Raw genomic sequence first — 16340 nt, 5'->3', positions numbered from 1 at the left:
CCGGCGGACCGTCCGGCGGGCCTCGACGCCATGCTCGCCGACCTCGAAGAACTCGTGACCTGCGAGTCCTACTCCGCCGATCACGCGGCCGTGGCCCGCAGTGCCCAGGTCGTCGCCGCGCAGGGCAGCAGGCTGCTCGGCGCCCCCGCGCAGACATGGGTGATCGACGGTGTCACCCACGTCCAATGGACCTTCGGAGCGCCGCGCCTCCTGCTCCTCGGCCATCACGACACCGTCTGGCCGATCGGCTCCCTCAAGACCCACCCCTGGTCGGTGGAGCAGGGCATCGCCCGCGGCCCCGGCGTCTTCGACATGAAGGCCGGTCTGGTCCAGATGTTCCACGCCCTGGCCTCGCTCCCGTCCCTCGACGGCCTCTGCGTACTGGTCACCGGCGACGAAGAGGTCGGCTCGGACACCTCCCGCCAGCTCATCGAGGACCTCGCGCGTCAGTGCGCGGCCACCCTCGTCCTCGAACCCTCGGCCCCGGGAGGCGCGTTGAAGACCAGCCGCAAGGGCGTCTCCGCCTACGACATCACGGTGCACGGCCGGGCCGCCCACTCCGGGCTGGAGCCGGAGAAGGGCGTGAACGCGGCCACCGAACTCGCCCACCAGGTCCTCGCCCTGCAGCACCTCGCCGACGGCGTCACCGCGCGCACCGGGCCCGGCACGACCGTTACCCCGACACTGATGTCGGCCGGCACCGCGAGCAACACCGTGCCCGCACGGGCCGAATTGCACGTGGACGTCCGCGTTCCCAACGCCGCGGCGCAGGAAGCGGTCGACCAGCTCATCCGGACCCTGCAGCCGCAGACCAACGGCGCCCGTCTGCAGGTCGACGGCGGCCCCAACCGGCCGCCCCTGGAAGCCGACGCCTCCCGTGAACTGTTCGCCCTGGCCACCGAACAGGCCACGCAGCTCGGCCTCGGCCCGCTGCGGCAAGCGGCCGTCGGCGGAGCATCGGACGGCAATTACACCGCCGGAGCCGGCTGCCCCACCCTCGACGGACTCGGCGCCGTCGGCGACGGCGCGCACGCCGACCACGAACACGTCCTCACCGCCGCCATGCCGGGCCGCGCCCGGCTGCTGGCCCACCTCGTCGGAGCACTGCGATGAACGGACCCGAGATCCGCGAACTCCACGCCATGGAGGAGTTCACCACCGCCAGTCATCTCTACGCCGGCATCTGGGGAACGGACACCGCCGGCCCGCCCGTCTCCGCCGAGGTCATGCGCGCCCTGTCGCACGCCGGCAACTACGTGGCCGGGGCGTACGAGGACGGCCGGCTGGTCGGCGCTTCCGTCGCCTTCTTTGGCGACCCCATAGCCACCACCCTGCACTCCCACATCACCGGCGCCTCCATGGGCCGCGGCATCGGCCTGGCCCTCAAACAGCACCAGCGCCAATGGGCGCTCGCCCGCGGACTGAAGCGCATCACCTGGACCTACGACCCGCTCATCCGCCGCAACGCCTACTTCAACCTCGTCAAACTCGGCGCCCGCCCCGAGGAGTACCTGACCTCCTTCTACGGCGCCATGGACGACGCCATCAACGGCGGTGACGAGTCCGACCGCGTCCTCACCGCCTGGGACCTGACCGCACCCACCGAAGCCCCCGACCCGGGCACCGCATCCGGAGGGCTCGCCGGCGCGGCGCACGCCCTGCGGAACCGCGGCGGCCGCCCCGAAACCGCACCGGCCGACGCCGCCACCGTCCTCGTCGACCTGCCTGACGACATCGAGGCCCTCCGGCGGCAGGACCCGGGCGCCGCCCGCGCCTGGCGACTGGCCGTCCGGCACACCCTGGGTGGCCTGCTCGCCGAAGGCGCCCGCGTCATCGGTTTCCACGACCGACGCAGCTACGTCGTCCGTCGCACCCCCACCTCCGCCGCCTGACCCCCTCACACTTTCCACCCCCAACAGGAGTCACCTGACCATGAAGATCAAGATCTCCGGCATCGAACTGCGCCGGATCGCGATGCCGCTCGTCGCACCGTTCCGCACCTCCTTCGGCGTCGAGACCAGCCGCGACGTACTGGTGGTCCGCGTCGTCACCCCCGACGGTGAGGGCTGGGCCGAATGCGCGGCCATGTCCGAGCCCCGCTACTGCTCCGAGTACGTCGACGGCGCACAGGACGTCCTGCGCAAGTTCCTCATCCCCGCCCTGCCCAAGGACGGCGTGGATGCTGCCGCCGTAGGACGGATACTGGAGCCCTTCACCGGCCACCACATGGCGAAGTCCGCACTGGAGACCGCGGTCCTGGACGCCCAACTCCGCGTCGCGGGCGAGTCCTTCGGCTCCTACCTCGGCGCCGCCCGGGACCGCGTGCCCTGCGGCGTCTCGGTCGGCATCATGAACTTCGTCCCGGAACTGCTCGACGCCGTCGACCGCTACGTCGCCGAGGGCTACGTCCGCATCAAGCTGAAGATCGAACCCGGCTGGGACATCGAGCCGGTCCGCGCCGTCCGCGAACGCTTCGGCGACGACCTCCTCCTCCAGGTCGACGCCAACGCCGCCTACACCCTCGTGGACGCCCAGCACCTGGCCAAGCTCGACGCCTTCGACCTGCTGCTGATCGAACAGCCCCTCGCCAACGACGACATGGTCCAGCACGCCCAGCTCGCCAAAATCCTGCGCACCCCGATCTGCCTGGACGAATCCATCGAGTCCGCCGCCCACGCCGCGGCCGCGATCTCCCTCGGCGCCTGCTCCATCATCAACGTCAAACCGGCCCGGGTCGGCGGCTACCTGGAAGCCCGCCGCATCCACGACCTCGCCCGCGCCCACGGCATCCCCGTCTGGTGCGGCGGCATGCTCGAAACCGGCATCGGCCGCGCCGCCAACGTCGCCCTCGCCGCCCTCCCCGGCTTCACCCTCCCCGGCGACACCTCCGGCTCCCATCGCTACTTCGCCACCGACATCACGCCCCCCTTCGTCCTCACCGATGGCCACCTCGACGTCCCCACCGGCCCGGGCCTCGGCATCGAGCCGCTCACCGAACTCCTCGACGAGGTCACGACCGCAAGGGAATGGGTAACCCTCTAAACGACAGTCAAGGCGGCCCGGCCCCCTCACCCGTGCCGGTCAACTTCCCGGGCGGGCAACGACGTTGAGGTGGGACGGCCTGGCGAGTCACAGCGACCCCCAAGCTCTTGCTTGGGGGTCGCCTAGTAAACCCCTGGATTGGCTTGGGTTTCGGTGAGGCTTGATCATCGTTGCAGGGCCCAGGGCGGCAACCCGCCCGCTGCTGTCGCGTGATCCGGACGCGCGAAAGTACGGCGGGTGCCGACCCGCAACGTGCCGAAACGGAGCCACCGTCGCCACCCCCACGGATGGCCCCGGCCCAACCAGTCCGCGGCCGCCTCGACCACACCGACCGCCCCCACCACACCGACCACGCCGCCTACGCCGATTCACCTCGGTCTCGCAAGGACAGGAGCACACGTGAGCACAACCAACCCAAGGGTGGCCGTCCTCGGACCCGGCGGCGTCGGCGGTCTGATCGGCGCACTGCTCGCCCGTGACGGACACCGCGTCCTCTGCCTGGCCGGCGAGCGGACCGCAGCCACCCTGCGGCGGGACGGCCTGCGCGTCGAGAGCACCCAGTACGGGAACTTCACCGCAGCGGTGGAGGCTGATACCTGTCTGCGCGAGCCGGTGGACGCCCTCTTCGTCACGGTCAAACAGACTGCCTTGGACGAGGCGCTGGAGCGGGTCCCGGCCGACAGCCTCGGCGACGCGTCGGTGGTCCCGTTGCTCAACGGCCTCGACCACCTCCCGGTACTCCGCCGGCGCTACCCCTCGGCCAGCGTCGTCGCAGGGACGATCAGGGTCGAGGCCACCCGCACGGCACCCGGCCGCATCGTCCACACCAGCCTCTTCGCCCACCTCGAACTCGCAGCACCGCTCGACGGGTCCGGGGTACCCCTCGACGAGCCCGCGGCGCCACTCGACCGGCTCGCGGACTGTCTGCGGCAGGTCGGTCTCGGGGTGCGGCTGCGCATCGACGAGACCGCGATGATCTGGGACAAGCTCGCCTTCCTCGCCCCGTTCGCCCTGCTCACCACCCGCTACGGGGCGGACCTCGGAGCCGTCCGCAGTGAGTGGAGAACGGAACTGGTCGCCGTGCTCGACGAGATCACCGCCGTGGCGCGGGCCGCCGGCGCGCCGATGACCGTCGAAGCCCTGCTGTCGTTCTTCGACGGCGCCCCGCAGGCCATGAAGTCCTCGATGCAGCGCGACGCCGAGGCCGGACGTCCGCTCGAACTCGACGCCATCGGGGGAGCGGTGCTGCGGGCCGGCGTCGCCCACGGCGTCGAAACCCCTGTCATGGCCCGCCTGGTGGCAGAGGTGGCCCGCACCGCACACGAGGTGGCGTAATGCAGCGCACCGACCCGTTGGACGACGGCCCGTCGGTAAGCGGCTCGGGGCGTGGGACGGCGTGGCCAGACATCGAGGACTTCCTGCGCGCCCGCGGCGCCGGCCGGATGCCCCATCCCGGAGGAACACTCCTGCACCACCTGAGTCGCGTCGCGCAACTACTGGGCGAGTGGGGCGCCGACCCGACCGTGCAGGTCGCCGGGCTGTGCCACGCGGCGTACGGAACCGACGGGTTCGCCCCCACCCTGCTGGACGTCACCGAGCGCCCGGTCCTGGCCCAACTGATCGGCGAACGGGCAGAAGCGCTGGTCCACCTCTACGCCAGCTGCGACCGCGAAGTCGTCTATCCACGGTTGGGGCCCGAACGCCCGATCCGCTTCCGCAACCGCTTCACCGGCCAGGAACACACCCCGCCGGAGCCGGACGTCCGTGCCTTCCTCGAGATCACCGCCGCCAACGAACTCGACGTGTTGACACACAACACCGACTTGGCCCAGCGCTACGGCCCGTCCCTCTACCGGTTGTTCGCCCGCTCGTACGACCTGCTGTCCGCCGCGGCCCGGGACGCCTGCGAGCATCACCTCGGCCGGTACGCGGACGGGGTGTAGCCACTCGTGTCGTCCAACTACCCTCGTCTGAACCATAACTGATGGGCCGACAGGAGAAGACCTCGCATGTCAACGAAGCTGACCACGATCGTCATCGAGGCGTCGGACCCACTGCGCCTGGCCCGCTTCTGGGCACAGGCCCTGGAATGGGAACCCACCGCCGACGGCCTGATCACCGACGGTCCGAACGCCGACGGCACGGGTATCCGTCCGCGCGGCGCGGGCGACGTCGGTCTGCTGTTCGTCCCCTCGGTGCGGCCGAAGACCGCGAAGAACCGGGTACACCTCGATCTCGCGGGCGACGCGGACGAAGTGCGGCGCCTGCTCGCCCTGGGTGCCACCTGCCTGGACATCGGACAGGGCGCGGTCCCGTGGGAGGTGCTCGCCGACCCGGAAGGCAACGAATTCTGCGTCCTGCCCAGGGCAGATTCCCACGGACGGCTCGCCCAGATATGCCAGGACGCCGCCGACCCGAGCAGCCAGGGCCGGTTCTGGGCGGAGGCGAGCGGCTGGTCCATCGTGGACGAGGGTGACTGGGGCGTCAGTCTCAGTTCGGCAGTGGCGGACGGCCCCACGCTGGTCATGGGCCCGCCAGTGGCACCCAAGGCGGGCCCGAACCGCATGCAGCTGGCCCTCACGGCCGGCGCCGACAGCGACCCCGCCGGTGAAGTGAACCGCCTGCTGGCCGCCGGCGCCTCACCCGTGGACGTCGGAAGGGAAGACGCCGGCAGGAACGAGTCACGCCGACAGCTGCTCGCCGACCCGGAAGGGAATGAGTTCCTCCTTCTCGGCCCCTCGCAAACCGAGCAACCGGGCGCTTGACGCACAAGACGATGCAGTCGTCCGGTCACGACGCAGTCAGCGGAGCAACCCCCTGCCCCAAGAGAACCGACCTAGCCATCCTCCCGGCCGGGAAGTGGCGCTCCCTGGAGAAAGGCCCGATAGGCGTCTGCGGCATCGTCCTCTATGGCCGGGCCTTCCGGTCCGTAGCGGGTGTCGCTCCGGTCGCGTTTCGGCCCTGAGATCCAGAAATCCTCATGGGTTTCGGCGTCGTAGAAGTTCGCGGCGGACAAGCCGAGGCCGGTAGCCCGCCGCAAGGTCCGCCCTTGGAAGTAGGCCGTTTTCCAGGTCTTGGAGAAGTCCACCCACCCGATCCACGAGGGACCGCGATCGGTGTCGTAGCCCGTTTTGAGCTGCACGAACATGATTCTGCGAGGCATGGGCCCAGCTTGGCCGATCGTCCTGCTCCAGCACACCGATTTGCCGCCGGGCCGGTGTCGATCGACTTCCGGCACTCCACCGGCAGATCCACCACTGACCGGCTCAGCGGAGTTCGCTCGCCAGCAGGCCCATGGTGAACATGTCGTACCACTTGCCGTCACGGCGGAAGATCTGACGAAGTCGGCCTTCCTCGACGAAGCCGACCTTCTCGTAAACCCTGCGCGCGGCTTGGTTCTCCGTGACCACGGTCAGCGTCACCTTGTGCAGGCGCATGTCCTCGAAGCCGTAGCGGCACATGGTCCGTACCGCATCAGTGGCGTAGCCCTTGCCCCAATGCGACTTCTCGCCCAGGTAGATATCGAGTTTCGCGATGCCTTTCTCCGGCTCCGCGTCCTGCAGCATGACCAGGCCGATGAGCGTGTCGTCGGCGAGCGCCTCGATGCCGAGGAGCACGTTGCCGTAAGCGTTGCGGGGGCGATCCTCCAGTGACTTGCGGACCTGCTCGACCGAGTGGGCATAGGTGTCGTCCATCCACCGCATGACCTCGGGGTCGTGATTCCAGCGCCACAGCGCCTCGGCGTCCGCCGGGCCCATCGCCCGCAGCCTGACCAGTTCTCCGAGTGGCACGCCACCGACCCCTTACACACCCCGTGACCCTGTGATGAACCCCGAAGTCGTACCACGGCCAAGATCGCTTGCTCAATGGGTTTGCCGGCCGGCGACCAGCGGAGCGTCGTGCTCACCAGTGAGCCGTGACGGTGGCGGGCATCAGGGAGCGTGCGGCGCCCAGGTCGTTGGGGCGACAGCGCGGCAAGTCAGCCGATTGATCAGCCGATTGACCTTCCCCTTGGGGAAGGCCGGAGCATCAGCGGCATGCGCTCCCAGATGCCTTTCTTCCGCCACCAGGAACTCATACGCCAGGCCGGCGAACACCGGCTGGCTCAGAAGGTCCGGAACAGTCGCCCTCGGGCTGCCGTGACCGGCAAGCGGCTCCCCTCTCCCCGGCACTTGCTGTCCTGGCTCCGAGGATCCAAGGCCACGGTCCGCACGCCTCAGCTGTGCCTCACAGGCATGGCAACCTGCCAGGACGCTTCGGCGCTGCAACAGCAACGGCCCCACGCGCCCACGTCGAACCCACAGGAGGAGGCCCCCAGGTGAGCAGCTCTGCTCCGCCTCCTCCAGCTGTCGTCATCCTGCACCGAGGCTTCCCGCCTCCGCTCCCCGCCCTGTCGCGGGTGAAGCGCAGTGCCGTCACGGCTCCTGAAAAGGCAGGAGACCCGGCTGCCTGGCAGGTGTGTGGAGTCAGACCGCCGCGTACGTGCCCCGCCCCGGACGCGTTACCAGCTTCTGCTGCTTCGCGACACGATCGAGGGTGTTGCGAACCGATTCGATCTGCCCCGGCGTGGCCTCCCGTCCCAGAGCCGCGTTGATCTCACGGGCCCGCATCGGCGCGCTCGCATTCCTGAGCACGGTGAGCGCAGCATCAATGAGCTTGCCCGCGCCCTCGTCAGTCGGCTCGGCGGTGGCGGCGGCCCGCTTCGAAGCCACCTTCTTCGCCTTCGGCTTTGCGGCGGCGGCAGTCTTCTTGGACGCCTGGTTCGGCTTGTCCGCCTGGTTCGGCTTGTCCGGCGTCGCCTTCTTTGCCGTCGCCTTCTTGGTGCTGCGCTTCTTGGCGGGGCCGGCGTTGGTGGCGCTGGACTTGGCGGTGCTGCGCTTGGTGGTGCTGCGCTTGGCGGTGCTGGACTTGGGGCGCGCAGAGCCTGCGGAACGAGGCTGGGGCACGACAGACGCCGTTTGCCCCGGCTCATCGGCCGCTTCAGGCGCGGCAGCCGCGTCGGGCTCGGGCGAGTCCTGGCCGGTGGCGTCTGCCGGTTCGACTGCGGCAGGCTCCTCGGTCGGAAGGGCCGGTGAGGCGGCGGCGGGCGAGGACTGGCCGACGGGAGCAGCGGCGCCGGTCAGGACGCGCAGGTGCTCCAGGGCCTCGCGGGTGGACCTGACGCGTTGGACAACCCCTTCGAGTTGCTCGCGCAACAGCCTTTCCTGCTCATCAAGTCCCGGCAGGGTGCTTTCGAGGTTTTCGATGGTCTGAACGAGAACGGAATCAGTCATGGGAACGGAGTCAGTCATATGCTTCCTCACCTCACAGCGATGGGCGTGATCGCACGACACCGTACCGTCCCAACAGTCACAAGGCACGAGATGAGGCGGTGGTCTTTCGTGCGGGCAGTGGGATGAGCGGTGTCGGCGATGTCTGCAGTGTCACAGACTACGAGTGGCTTCCCCGGAATTTCGCTGCCAATCACCGACCTTGCTCACCACCGGGTCGGGACCCGCTTTTCCGGGGGAGCGAAGAGCCCACCTGCCGTGGGCGGTCGCCAGGCGGCCGGCCTCAGGCGCTCGTGAGGATGACGAGTTGCTGGGTCGCTCGGGTCATCGCGACGTAGCGGTCGACCGCCCCTTCGATGCCCTCGCCGAACTCCTCCGGGTTGACGAGGACGACCAGGTCGAACTCCAGCCCCTTCGACAGCTCCGGGGTCAGCGACCGGACGCGGGACCTCGTCCGCAAGGTGGGAGCGCCGATGACGCAGGCGATCCCGTCGGCGTGTGCGGCGAGCCAGGCGTCGAGGAGGGAGTCCAGATCGGATGCGGATCCGTGGCGGACGGGAATGCCGTTGCTGCGGATGGAGGTCGGCACGTTGGCATCGGGGAGTGCGGTGCGGATGACCGGCTCGGCTTCCGTCATGACTTCCTCCGGCGTGCGGTAGTTGATGCTCAGGGAAGCGAGGTTGATCCGGTCGAGGCCGATCCGTTCGAGCCGTTCGTGCCAGGTCTCCGTGAACCCGTGCCTGGCCTGGGCGCGGTCCCCGACGATGGTGAAGCTCCGGGACGGGCAGCGCAGCAGCAGAATCTGCCACTCGGCGTCGGTCAGTTCCTGCGCCTCGTCCACGACGATATGCGCGAACGGGCCGGCGAGCCGGTCCAGGTCGGTCGTGGGCAGTTCGGACTCGTCGACCAGGCTGACCTGGGCGTCCGCGCCGCGCAGCATCCTCACCAGGCCCTCGCCGTCGTCACCGTCCGCACCAGAGTCGGCCGCGGCCTCGATCAGGTTGTCGACGACCTGTGCCATGCGCTCGCGCTGGGCGGCGAGGATGGCTTCGTGCCGGCGCTTGCGCCGGGCCACCTCCGGGTCGCCGAGCCGCTGCCGTGCCGCGTCCAGGAGCGGCAGGTCGGGCACCGTCCAGGCCTGGGGGGCGTCCTTGCGCTGCAGCTTGCGGATCTCGTCGCGGCTGAGCCAGGGAGCGCACATCCGGAGGTAGGCGGGTACCGACCACAGGTCGCCGACGAGGTCGGCCGCTTCGAGCAGCGGCCACGCGCGGTTGAGGGTGGTGACCAGCTCTTCGTCGTGCGCCAGCGACCTCCGGAAAAGGTCGGGCGAGACGTCGGCGTCGAGCTTGTCCAGCAGGATGGTGACCAGTTCCGCCCAGATCTGCTCGCGCGCCTCGTTGTGCGGAGTGCCTGGTTCTGGTGCGTCGAACGCCTCGGCCCAGTCCTCGGCACTCAGCCAGATGTCGGACCAGTCGGTCGTGACCGTCATCCCCTCCGCGGGCGGCTCCTCGTAGAACCTGACGGCCGTCTCGATCGCCTTCACCATGTCCGCGGAGGACTTCAGGCGGGCCACGTCCGGGTCGGCCTCAAGGGTTGCGGCGGCTCCCTCGGTGACGAGGTCCCGCAGGGTGGCCGTCTGCACGCCCTCCTCTCCGAGACTGGGCAGGACGTCGGCGACGTAGGCCAGGTAGGGCCGGTGCGGTCCGACGAACAGCACCCCACCCCGGCGGTGCTGACTGAGGCGAGGGTCGGAGTAGAGGAGGTAGGCGGAGCGGTGCAGGGCGACGACGGTCTTGCCGGTACCCGGACCGCCGTCCACGACGAGAGCGCCACGGGACCCCGCGCGGATGATGGCGTCCTGGTCGGCCTGGATGGTGCCGAGCACATCGCGCATCCTTGCCGAGCGGTTGCTGCCCAGACTGGCGATGAAGGCCGACTGGTCGTCGAGCGCGGCGCGTCGTTCCAGCCCGTCAGCGGTGAATACCTCGTCCCAGTAGTCGCTGATCCGCCCGCGGGTCCAGCGATACCTGCGGCGGCTGGCCAGACCCATCGGGTTGGCGTGGGTGGCTCCGAAGAACGGCTCGGCGGCGGGGGAGCGCCAGTCGACCAGCAGTCGACGGCCGGTGCTGTCGGTGAGACCAAGTCGTCCTATGTACACGGGCTCGGGGTGGTCCGCGCTGACCATGTGCCCGAGGCACAGGTCCAAACCGAAACGACGCAGGGCACGCAGGCGAGCGGTCAGCCGGTGGATCTCCGCGTCCCGGTCCATCGCCTGCCGGCCCGTGCCGCCGGGCGCCTTGCGCTCGGCATCGAGGCGGTCGGACAGCTCGGCGATCGTCTGCTCAAGACTCTCCGCAAGGGCCGCGAAGTGCTGCTCGTCGCCGGCGATCAGTGTCGGGTCGGCCTTGGGGGAGAGGCGGTCGGGAAGGTCAAACACGCTGGTGGTCAGCGGGTTCACGGCATTGGCTCCGATCTGCGGTCGCTTCGCTCGCGACCATTGCGCGCGGCAAGGAGTCTGGAACTGGTGTGACGGACTGCTGGCCGTGACGCCACGACCCCACGACGCCGTGACGCCTTGAGACCATGACGCCATGGAGCTTCGGCCGGTGATTCTGCGGCACGATGGCGGCCTTGCCGCAAGGCCCCCCGTGCGCTATATGTTGAGAGTGGCAAGGAGTGGGTGACCTCCTTGCCTTTGTCTTTGCCTTACCGCGGCCGGCAGTAACCGCAGCAGCCTTGCCCGCCGAATCGAACAGCTCGGCACGTCATGGGGTATCGAACTCACCGAACCCCACGGCCTGATGTGCGCCAGGCTCGCCCTCGCCGCATGGCGGCTGCTCAACGACCGAGGAAGACCAACCTCCCAGCCTCGCTCTTCTCCAGACGCTTGAGGCACTCACACCCCCACCCCCAGCCCCACTGACATTCACACCCTCACCCGCATCGCACTGCCGGCGATGTTCGTCGAGGTCGACGCAGGAAACACACCTGTCCCGCCCCATCCTTCGACCGTGCGGAGGCACTTCAGTCGTGCGTAAGCCCTTGCCAAGGTCGCCCGGACACCCTCTATCCTCGTACACTGTACGTAATAAAGGAGGGGGAACATGTCCTCACGCATGCCCGACACCATGGCCAGGCCGTCCTGGGTGCCGCCTACCAAAAAGCCGCCGCTGTCCTCACGGATGATGAGGGCGACGTGGCGCCGTCTCCCGGCCAAACTGCATGACGCCGGATGGGAGCCGGGGCTGGTGGTGCCGGCCACCGACGGCACTCCGCTGATCACGGACCACTACTTCCCGCGGGCCGAGGGCGACTTCCCCACCCTTCTGGTGCGCTCGCCGTACGGCAGGGGCCTGCCGTGGTCCCCCATGTACGGCATGCTCTTCGCCGAGCAGGGCTTCCACGTGGTCCTGCAGAGCTGCCGCGGCACCGGCGGCTCAGGCGGTGAGTTCGATCCGTGGCGCGACGAGGCCGCCGACGGCCAGGCCACGGTGACCTGGTTGCGCGAGCAGCCCTGGTTCAACGGAACCCTGGGGACGGTCGGCCCCAGTTACCTGGGATACGTGCAGTGGGCCCTCGCCGCGGACCCGCCACCGGAGCTGAAGGCGATGGTGGTGCAGATGGGCTTGCACGATCCTTGCGCCTTCTTCTACACGGACGGTGTGCTCCACCTGGAGAACGCCCTGACTGTCGGCGCAGGCATGACGTATCAGCACCAGGGGATCGCGCCGCTGCTGAAAGCGAGCCTGCGTCTGCACAGACGCCTGCGCGACATCACCACCGCGCGGCCGCTGCGTGGCGCACATGTGGCTGCCCTGGGCGAAATACCCTGGCTGGACGACGTGTTGACACACCCGGATGCCGATGACGCGTACTGGCACGGCACCTCGGTGGCCCAGTCGGCGGATCGACTGAAGGTGCCCACCAGCCTGGTCGGCGGGTGGCACGACGTGCTGCTCGACCAGAACCTCGAACTGTACGGCCGACTGCGCAGGGCCGGCTGCGAGACCGCCCTGCTCGTCGGCCCCTGGACCCACACCTCCGCGGTGCAACAAGGGTGGCCCGAGGTGTTCGCCGAGAGCCTCGCCTGGCTGCGCGCCCACCTGAACGACGATCCCTCCGGCCTCCGCCCCACAAGGGTGCGGGTGCACGTGGGCGGCGAAGACGGGTGGCGGGACATCGATGACTGGCCGCCGGCCCCGGCCGTCACGCCGTGGTTTCCCCTCGCGCAGGGCTATCTCACCCAGCAGGCACCCACGGACTCCGCACCACTGACGTCGTTCCGCTACGACCCGGGGGACCCCACCCCGTCCGTCGGCGGCCCGCTGCTCTCCCGCACCGCCGGCGCTCGCGACAACGGCACCCTGGAGGCACGCGACGACGTACTGACGTTCACCGGCCCCCCGCTCACCGAGCCCGTGGACATCCTTGGCCCGGTCTCGGCACGGTTGACCCTCTCCACGGACACCGGCCACGCCGACGTCTTCACCCGCCTGTGCGACGTGGACCCGCAAGGCCGCTCCGTGAACATCTGTGACGGGCTGGGCCGGCTCCGGACCGGCGAACAGACGCCCTCGCAGGTCACCGTGCCGATGAGCTCCACCGCCCACCGCTTCCCCGTCGGTCACCGCATACGGTGGCAGATCAGCGGCGGCGCCCATCCGCGCTACGTCCGTAACCTCGGCACCGGGGAATCGCCGTTGGACACCACCGCTTTCGCACCGGTGCGCATCACGCTCCACACGGACTCGGCATTGATGCTGCCCCGCGGCTTCGGACCCACATAATGCTCCATCCCTACGGAGACGGCTGACGAGCCGGGCCGTCCGGCCCGGCTCACTCGCCACGCTTGAGGCCGGTGTGACGCAGAGGGAAGAGCTGGGCAGCGGCTTCATGCCGCAATCCACCCCAGACCTCGCTGCACGCCCTGCCGAACCTGCGGCAGGAACCGGGGTGGGTTGCGCCGGTCATCGCCTTGGCTGAACAAGCCGCTGGGTCTGCGACGCGGTGATGCGCCTGATGAGGAGAATCAGCAGGACACCGGCGGCTGCATCGAGCACCATGCTCAGGGTGGACAGTTTCGCGGCGCTCAGCAGACTCTCCTCGGTGATCTCTGCTTTGCGGCGCCTCATACGTCCCCCGTTTCCTCCTTTGGGGGGCGTACGAGGCGTATGAGGAGCTCGGGGGGTCGTGTGACGTACCGGCCCGTGGATTCGGGAAGTGCCGTTCGCGAGCGTCGGGATGTTGCGGGCCAGCAGGTCAGTCGTCAGGTGCGGAACCGCACATGCGCCACCGCACGCGCAGGCAAGGTCAGCGGCCGAGCACGGCGCCACCGTTGCTGTTGAGGAACTCGCCAGTGATGTAGCGGGCCTCCGGCGAGGCCAGGAAGGCAACGGCTGCGGCGATGTCTTCCGGCTCCCCGACCCTGCCGACCAGGGTCTGGACCCGGCGCCTGGCGAGTTCTTCGTCGTCGGCCGGTGCGCCGAAGAACTCGGTGCCGGAGACGTAACCGGGCAGCACGACATTGGCTGTCGCACCGTACGGTCCCAACTGCTGTGCAAGCGTGTGGTTCCAGGCCATCAGGGCCGCCTTGGCGGCTCCGTAGGCACCGTTGCCCCGCAGGGCGGCGACGGAGCCGATGGTGACGACGCGGCCGCCGGGCCGGGCCAGGCGCGGCAGCAACGCCTCGGTGAGCAGGACGGCCGGCAGGACGTTGCCGTCGAAGACCCGACGCCATTGCTCGGCGACCTCCTTGAGGCCCCCGTCCTGCACGGGTCCGCCGCGTCCGCCCGCGTTGTTCACCAGCACATCGACGTCTGCCGGAAGCTCCTCCAGCACCCGCTCGACATCCTCCGGCACAGCGAGGTCGCCCGCGACTGCCCGCACGGGATGAGCGCCCCCGATCTCGCGTGCCGCCGCCTGCAGAACCTCTGCCCGCCGCCCCAGCACGGTGACCCGGTCGCCCTGCCGGGCGAACCGCTCGGCGACGGCCCGACCGATGCCGGTGCCGCCCCCACTGACCACGACGACCCGCCCCGCTCCACCCATCAGGCCCCTCCCGTTCTGCCACGTCGCTCACCAGCCTGGCACCAACGCCTGGGCCGCCGGCCGGAACGCGAGGCAGTACCGAGGTGATCTCCGCCACGGCTGCCCGACCGTGGACGAGCCATAGGGCGGTTCTGTCAGGGGTCGAAGAGTTGCAGTGCCCGGAACACCAGCCAGGACAGCAGGGCCAGGGCCACGACCAGCGCGAAGCCCTTCCACAATGCCGTCTGCATGGCGATGACGCCCTTCCAGACCAACATCCGTCTACGGACCCCTACCGACGCCAGAGCGGCCTTCATGGTGCGGACCACCTGGTGCGCGGGCATGCTCAGGGGGATCATCCACGCCCGACCGGCCTTTCGCACGCAGGTCGCGAGGGACGCGAGCCCGCCTCGGCGGGTCGTGGTGCCGGGCAGGGCCCCCACCGGGTGCACCTTGGGCGTCCCCTCGGTGTCGAAGGCGATGACGGCGGAGATCCAGGAGTCGCCCGCGATCACCTCGTCCAGTCGGGACGGCGTCGGCAGATGCTCGTCCAGCCGCGCGGCCACGTCCGGCTGCCCGCCGGGCGCCAGCAGTACCAGCTTGCGTGCGGGCTGAGTGGCGCGGGCCTGCTCGACCTCCCACCACAGCCCCTCGCCCAACCCCAGTCCCAGCACGATGAGTTGGGACAGTTCCATCAGCCGCAGGACCACGGGCTGCCAGTCGTCCGGCGGAAGATAGAACCGTGCCGCACCCAGGCGCGGCAGCGGCTCCCCGGGTTTGCCCACCGCAATGACCGGGCCGAAGGCGCTCAACGCCCCCGCGAGCTGCTCCTCCCGCGAATGGATATTGACCGGCGCCCCGTCGTCGACCGAGGCGGCCGTGTCGTCGTCGGCGAAGCTCCGCAGGTAGAGCACGGGCTTACGGCCGTCGGCCAGCAACGTCTGGGCCGCACTGCGCGCCGAGCGGGGGCGGCAGTGGCGCAGGAGCAGGACACCGCCGCCCAGCGCCCCCAGGCCACCGAGCAGCAAGAGCACCTGGGTCTCCAGCGGCATCGTGTAGCCCCGCTGCTCCGACATGGCGACCGCGACGGAGCCCGTCGCGAACAGCGCGTATCCGGCCCAGCTGCCCGCCAGGAACACCGGTCGCCGCCACCGCGGTTGAGGCGGGACGAACTGGCTGACCACCTCAACGATCTCCGCGGCGCCGGACCGGCGACGTTGTCGCAGCCGGAGCACCGGCACCAGAAGCGCCCCGGCGGGCACCGCCCAGTACAGCGCGACCGCGGTCGACGAACTGAGTTCCCGGTCGAGCCGCGCCTGCTCCCGTTCGATCTCCGTCGCCAGCCCTGCGACCTCCTTGCGGGCCAGGGAAAAACTGCCCTGCTCGGCGTGGTCGGCGGCGGAGGAGAGCGTGGACCGACTTCTCCCCGACGGGGCGTTCTGGCTGAACCATGCGTCGATCCGCCGGATTTCAGCGCGTGCGGACTCCTCTCCGTCGGCGTAGCGGTCCAGCGCGGCGACGAACGCCGCGGCCTGCGTCGGAGCCTCTTGGAAACGGTCACGGGCGCGCAGGTCCAGACATGCGGTGACCGCCACGTGCAACGCGATGTAGAGCGTGACGGCCGCGATCGCCATGACCAGTCGGGCGATCGCCCGTAAGCCGGAGGACACCTCAACCCCCTTGATCCCCTTGGCGGATCACCGCCGTCAGGCGCAGATTGCGTCCAGTGGTACCACCTCGGCCCCCAGTCCGTCGCTGGTTTCCGGTCACAGCCCTGAAGTAAGGGGCTCCGGGCGCCCCTGCCCGGGGATCGGGTCGACGTAAGAGCGCGCTCATGTCGCGCGCCCGGTCACGCAACCTTCGCGCGCGGCCATTCGGATGACGCTTCTCCGGAGACATTGCCGGTCCCGTCACCCTGGTGGGTTACTTGGTGCGTCCAATCCGGTGAGCCGCCCATCTTCTCCGGGGGAGCAAGTGACGGCGGTCTCTGTTCGCTTGCCG

General features: G+C 69.7%; 14 protein-coding genes. 7 read left to right on the top strand and 7 right to left on the bottom strand.

Annotated features, from left to right (window positions below):
* Positions 1–30 precede the first annotated feature (30 nt).
* The 6 genes from ACZ7MX_RS02330 to ACZ7MX_RS02305 all read left to right on the top strand — a co-directional run bounded on the left by ACZ7MX_RS02330 (position 31) and on the right by ACZ7MX_RS02305 (position 5807).
* The gene (locus ACZ7MX_RS02330) at positions 31–1113 is read left to right on the top strand and encodes a M20 family metallopeptidase (protein WP_472129266.1); all 1083 of its coding nucleotides are present in this window, start codon (positions 31–33) and stop codon (positions 1111–1113) included.
* A complete protein-coding gene (locus ACZ7MX_RS02325) occupies positions 1110–1892 on the top strand; it encodes a GNAT family N-acetyltransferase (protein ID WP_472128505.1) in 783 nt (260 codons plus the stop codon). Before ACZ7MX_RS02330 ends, ACZ7MX_RS02325 begins: the two co-directional genes overlap by 4 nt.
* Positions 1893–1932: 40 nt before the next feature.
* Positions 1933–3042 carry an o-succinylbenzoate synthase gene (gene menC, locus ACZ7MX_RS02320; RefSeq protein WP_472128503.1) on the top strand — a complete coding sequence of 370 codons (1110 nt, stop codon included), beginning with the start codon at positions 1933–1935 and terminating at the stop codon, positions 3040–3042.
* A gap of 399 nt (positions 3043–3441) precedes the next feature.
* A complete protein-coding gene (locus tag ACZ7MX_RS02315; RefSeq protein ID WP_472128501.1) occupies positions 3442–4377 on the top strand; it encodes a ketopantoate reductase family protein in 936 nt (311 codons plus the stop codon).
* A complete protein-coding gene (locus ACZ7MX_RS02310; RefSeq protein ID WP_472128499.1) occupies positions 4377–4985 on the top strand; it encodes a DUF6817 domain-containing protein in 609 nt (202 codons plus the stop codon). Before ACZ7MX_RS02315 ends, ACZ7MX_RS02310 begins: the two co-directional genes overlap by 1 nt.
* A gap of 66 nt (positions 4986–5051) precedes the next feature.
* A complete protein-coding gene (locus ACZ7MX_RS02305; protein ID WP_472128497.1) occupies positions 5052–5807 on the top strand; it encodes a VOC family protein in 756 nt (251 codons plus the stop codon).
* 71 nt (positions 5808–5878) lie between these two features.
* Here ACZ7MX_RS02305 and ACZ7MX_RS02300 read toward each other — a convergent pair whose 3' ends face one another.
* From ACZ7MX_RS02300 to helR, 4 genes are all read right to left on the bottom strand, one after another.
* Positions 5879–6190, bottom strand: coding sequence for a hypothetical protein (locus tag ACZ7MX_RS02300; RefSeq protein ID WP_472129264.1), 312 nt, complete (start codon positions 6188–6190; stop codon positions 5879–5881).
* A gap of 118 nt (positions 6191–6308) precedes the next feature.
* Positions 6309–6833 (bottom strand): GNAT family N-acetyltransferase, encoded by a 525-nt coding sequence (locus ACZ7MX_RS02295; RefSeq protein WP_472128495.1) that lies wholly within the window; start codon positions 6831–6833, stop codon positions 6309–6311.
* Between the two features lie 675 nt (positions 6834–7508).
* On the bottom strand, positions 7509–8333 hold the full coding sequence (locus tag ACZ7MX_RS02290; RefSeq protein ID WP_472128493.1) for a hypothetical protein: 825 nt from the start codon (positions 8331–8333) through the stop codon (positions 7509–7511).
* Between the two features lie 262 nt (positions 8334–8595).
* Positions 8596–10770 carry an RNA polymerase recycling motor ATPase HelR gene (gene helR, locus ACZ7MX_RS02285; RefSeq protein WP_472128491.1) on the bottom strand — a complete coding sequence of 725 codons (2175 nt, stop codon included), beginning with the start codon at positions 10768–10770 and terminating at the stop codon, positions 8596–8598.
* A 727-nt stretch (positions 10771–11497) separates the two neighbouring features.
* Between helR and ACZ7MX_RS02280 the strand changes: the two genes are divergently transcribed.
* Positions 11498–13099, top strand: coding sequence for a CocE/NonD family hydrolase (locus tag ACZ7MX_RS02280; RefSeq protein ID WP_472129262.1), 1602 nt, complete (start codon positions 11498–11500; stop codon positions 13097–13099).
* A 180-nt stretch (positions 13100–13279) separates the two neighbouring features.
* On the opposite strand, the gene ACZ7MX_RS02275 is transcribed toward ACZ7MX_RS02280, so the two are convergent.
* From ACZ7MX_RS02275 to ACZ7MX_RS02265, 3 genes are all read right to left on the bottom strand, one after another.
* A complete protein-coding gene (locus tag ACZ7MX_RS02275) occupies positions 13280–13444 on the bottom strand; it encodes a hypothetical protein (RefSeq protein ID WP_472128489.1) in 165 nt (54 codons plus the stop codon).
* Positions 13445–13622: 178 nt separating this feature from the next.
* Complete coding sequence (locus tag ACZ7MX_RS02270) at positions 13623–14360, bottom strand: SDR family NAD(P)-dependent oxidoreductase (RefSeq protein WP_472128487.1); 738 nt, start codon at positions 14358–14360, stop codon at positions 13623–13625.
* A gap of 134 nt (positions 14361–14494) precedes the next feature.
* Positions 14495–16009, bottom strand: a complete 1515-nt coding sequence (locus ACZ7MX_RS02265; RefSeq protein WP_472128485.1) for a transferase — start codon at positions 16007–16009, stop codon at positions 14495–14497.
* Positions 16010–16340: the final 331 nt, after the last annotated feature.

The sequence above is a fragment of the Streptomyces sp. NPDC107765 genome (assembly GCF_055657085.1).
The sequence above is the reverse complement of the archived record's forward strand: the minus strand, read 5'-3'. Positions and strand labels throughout refer to the sequence as shown.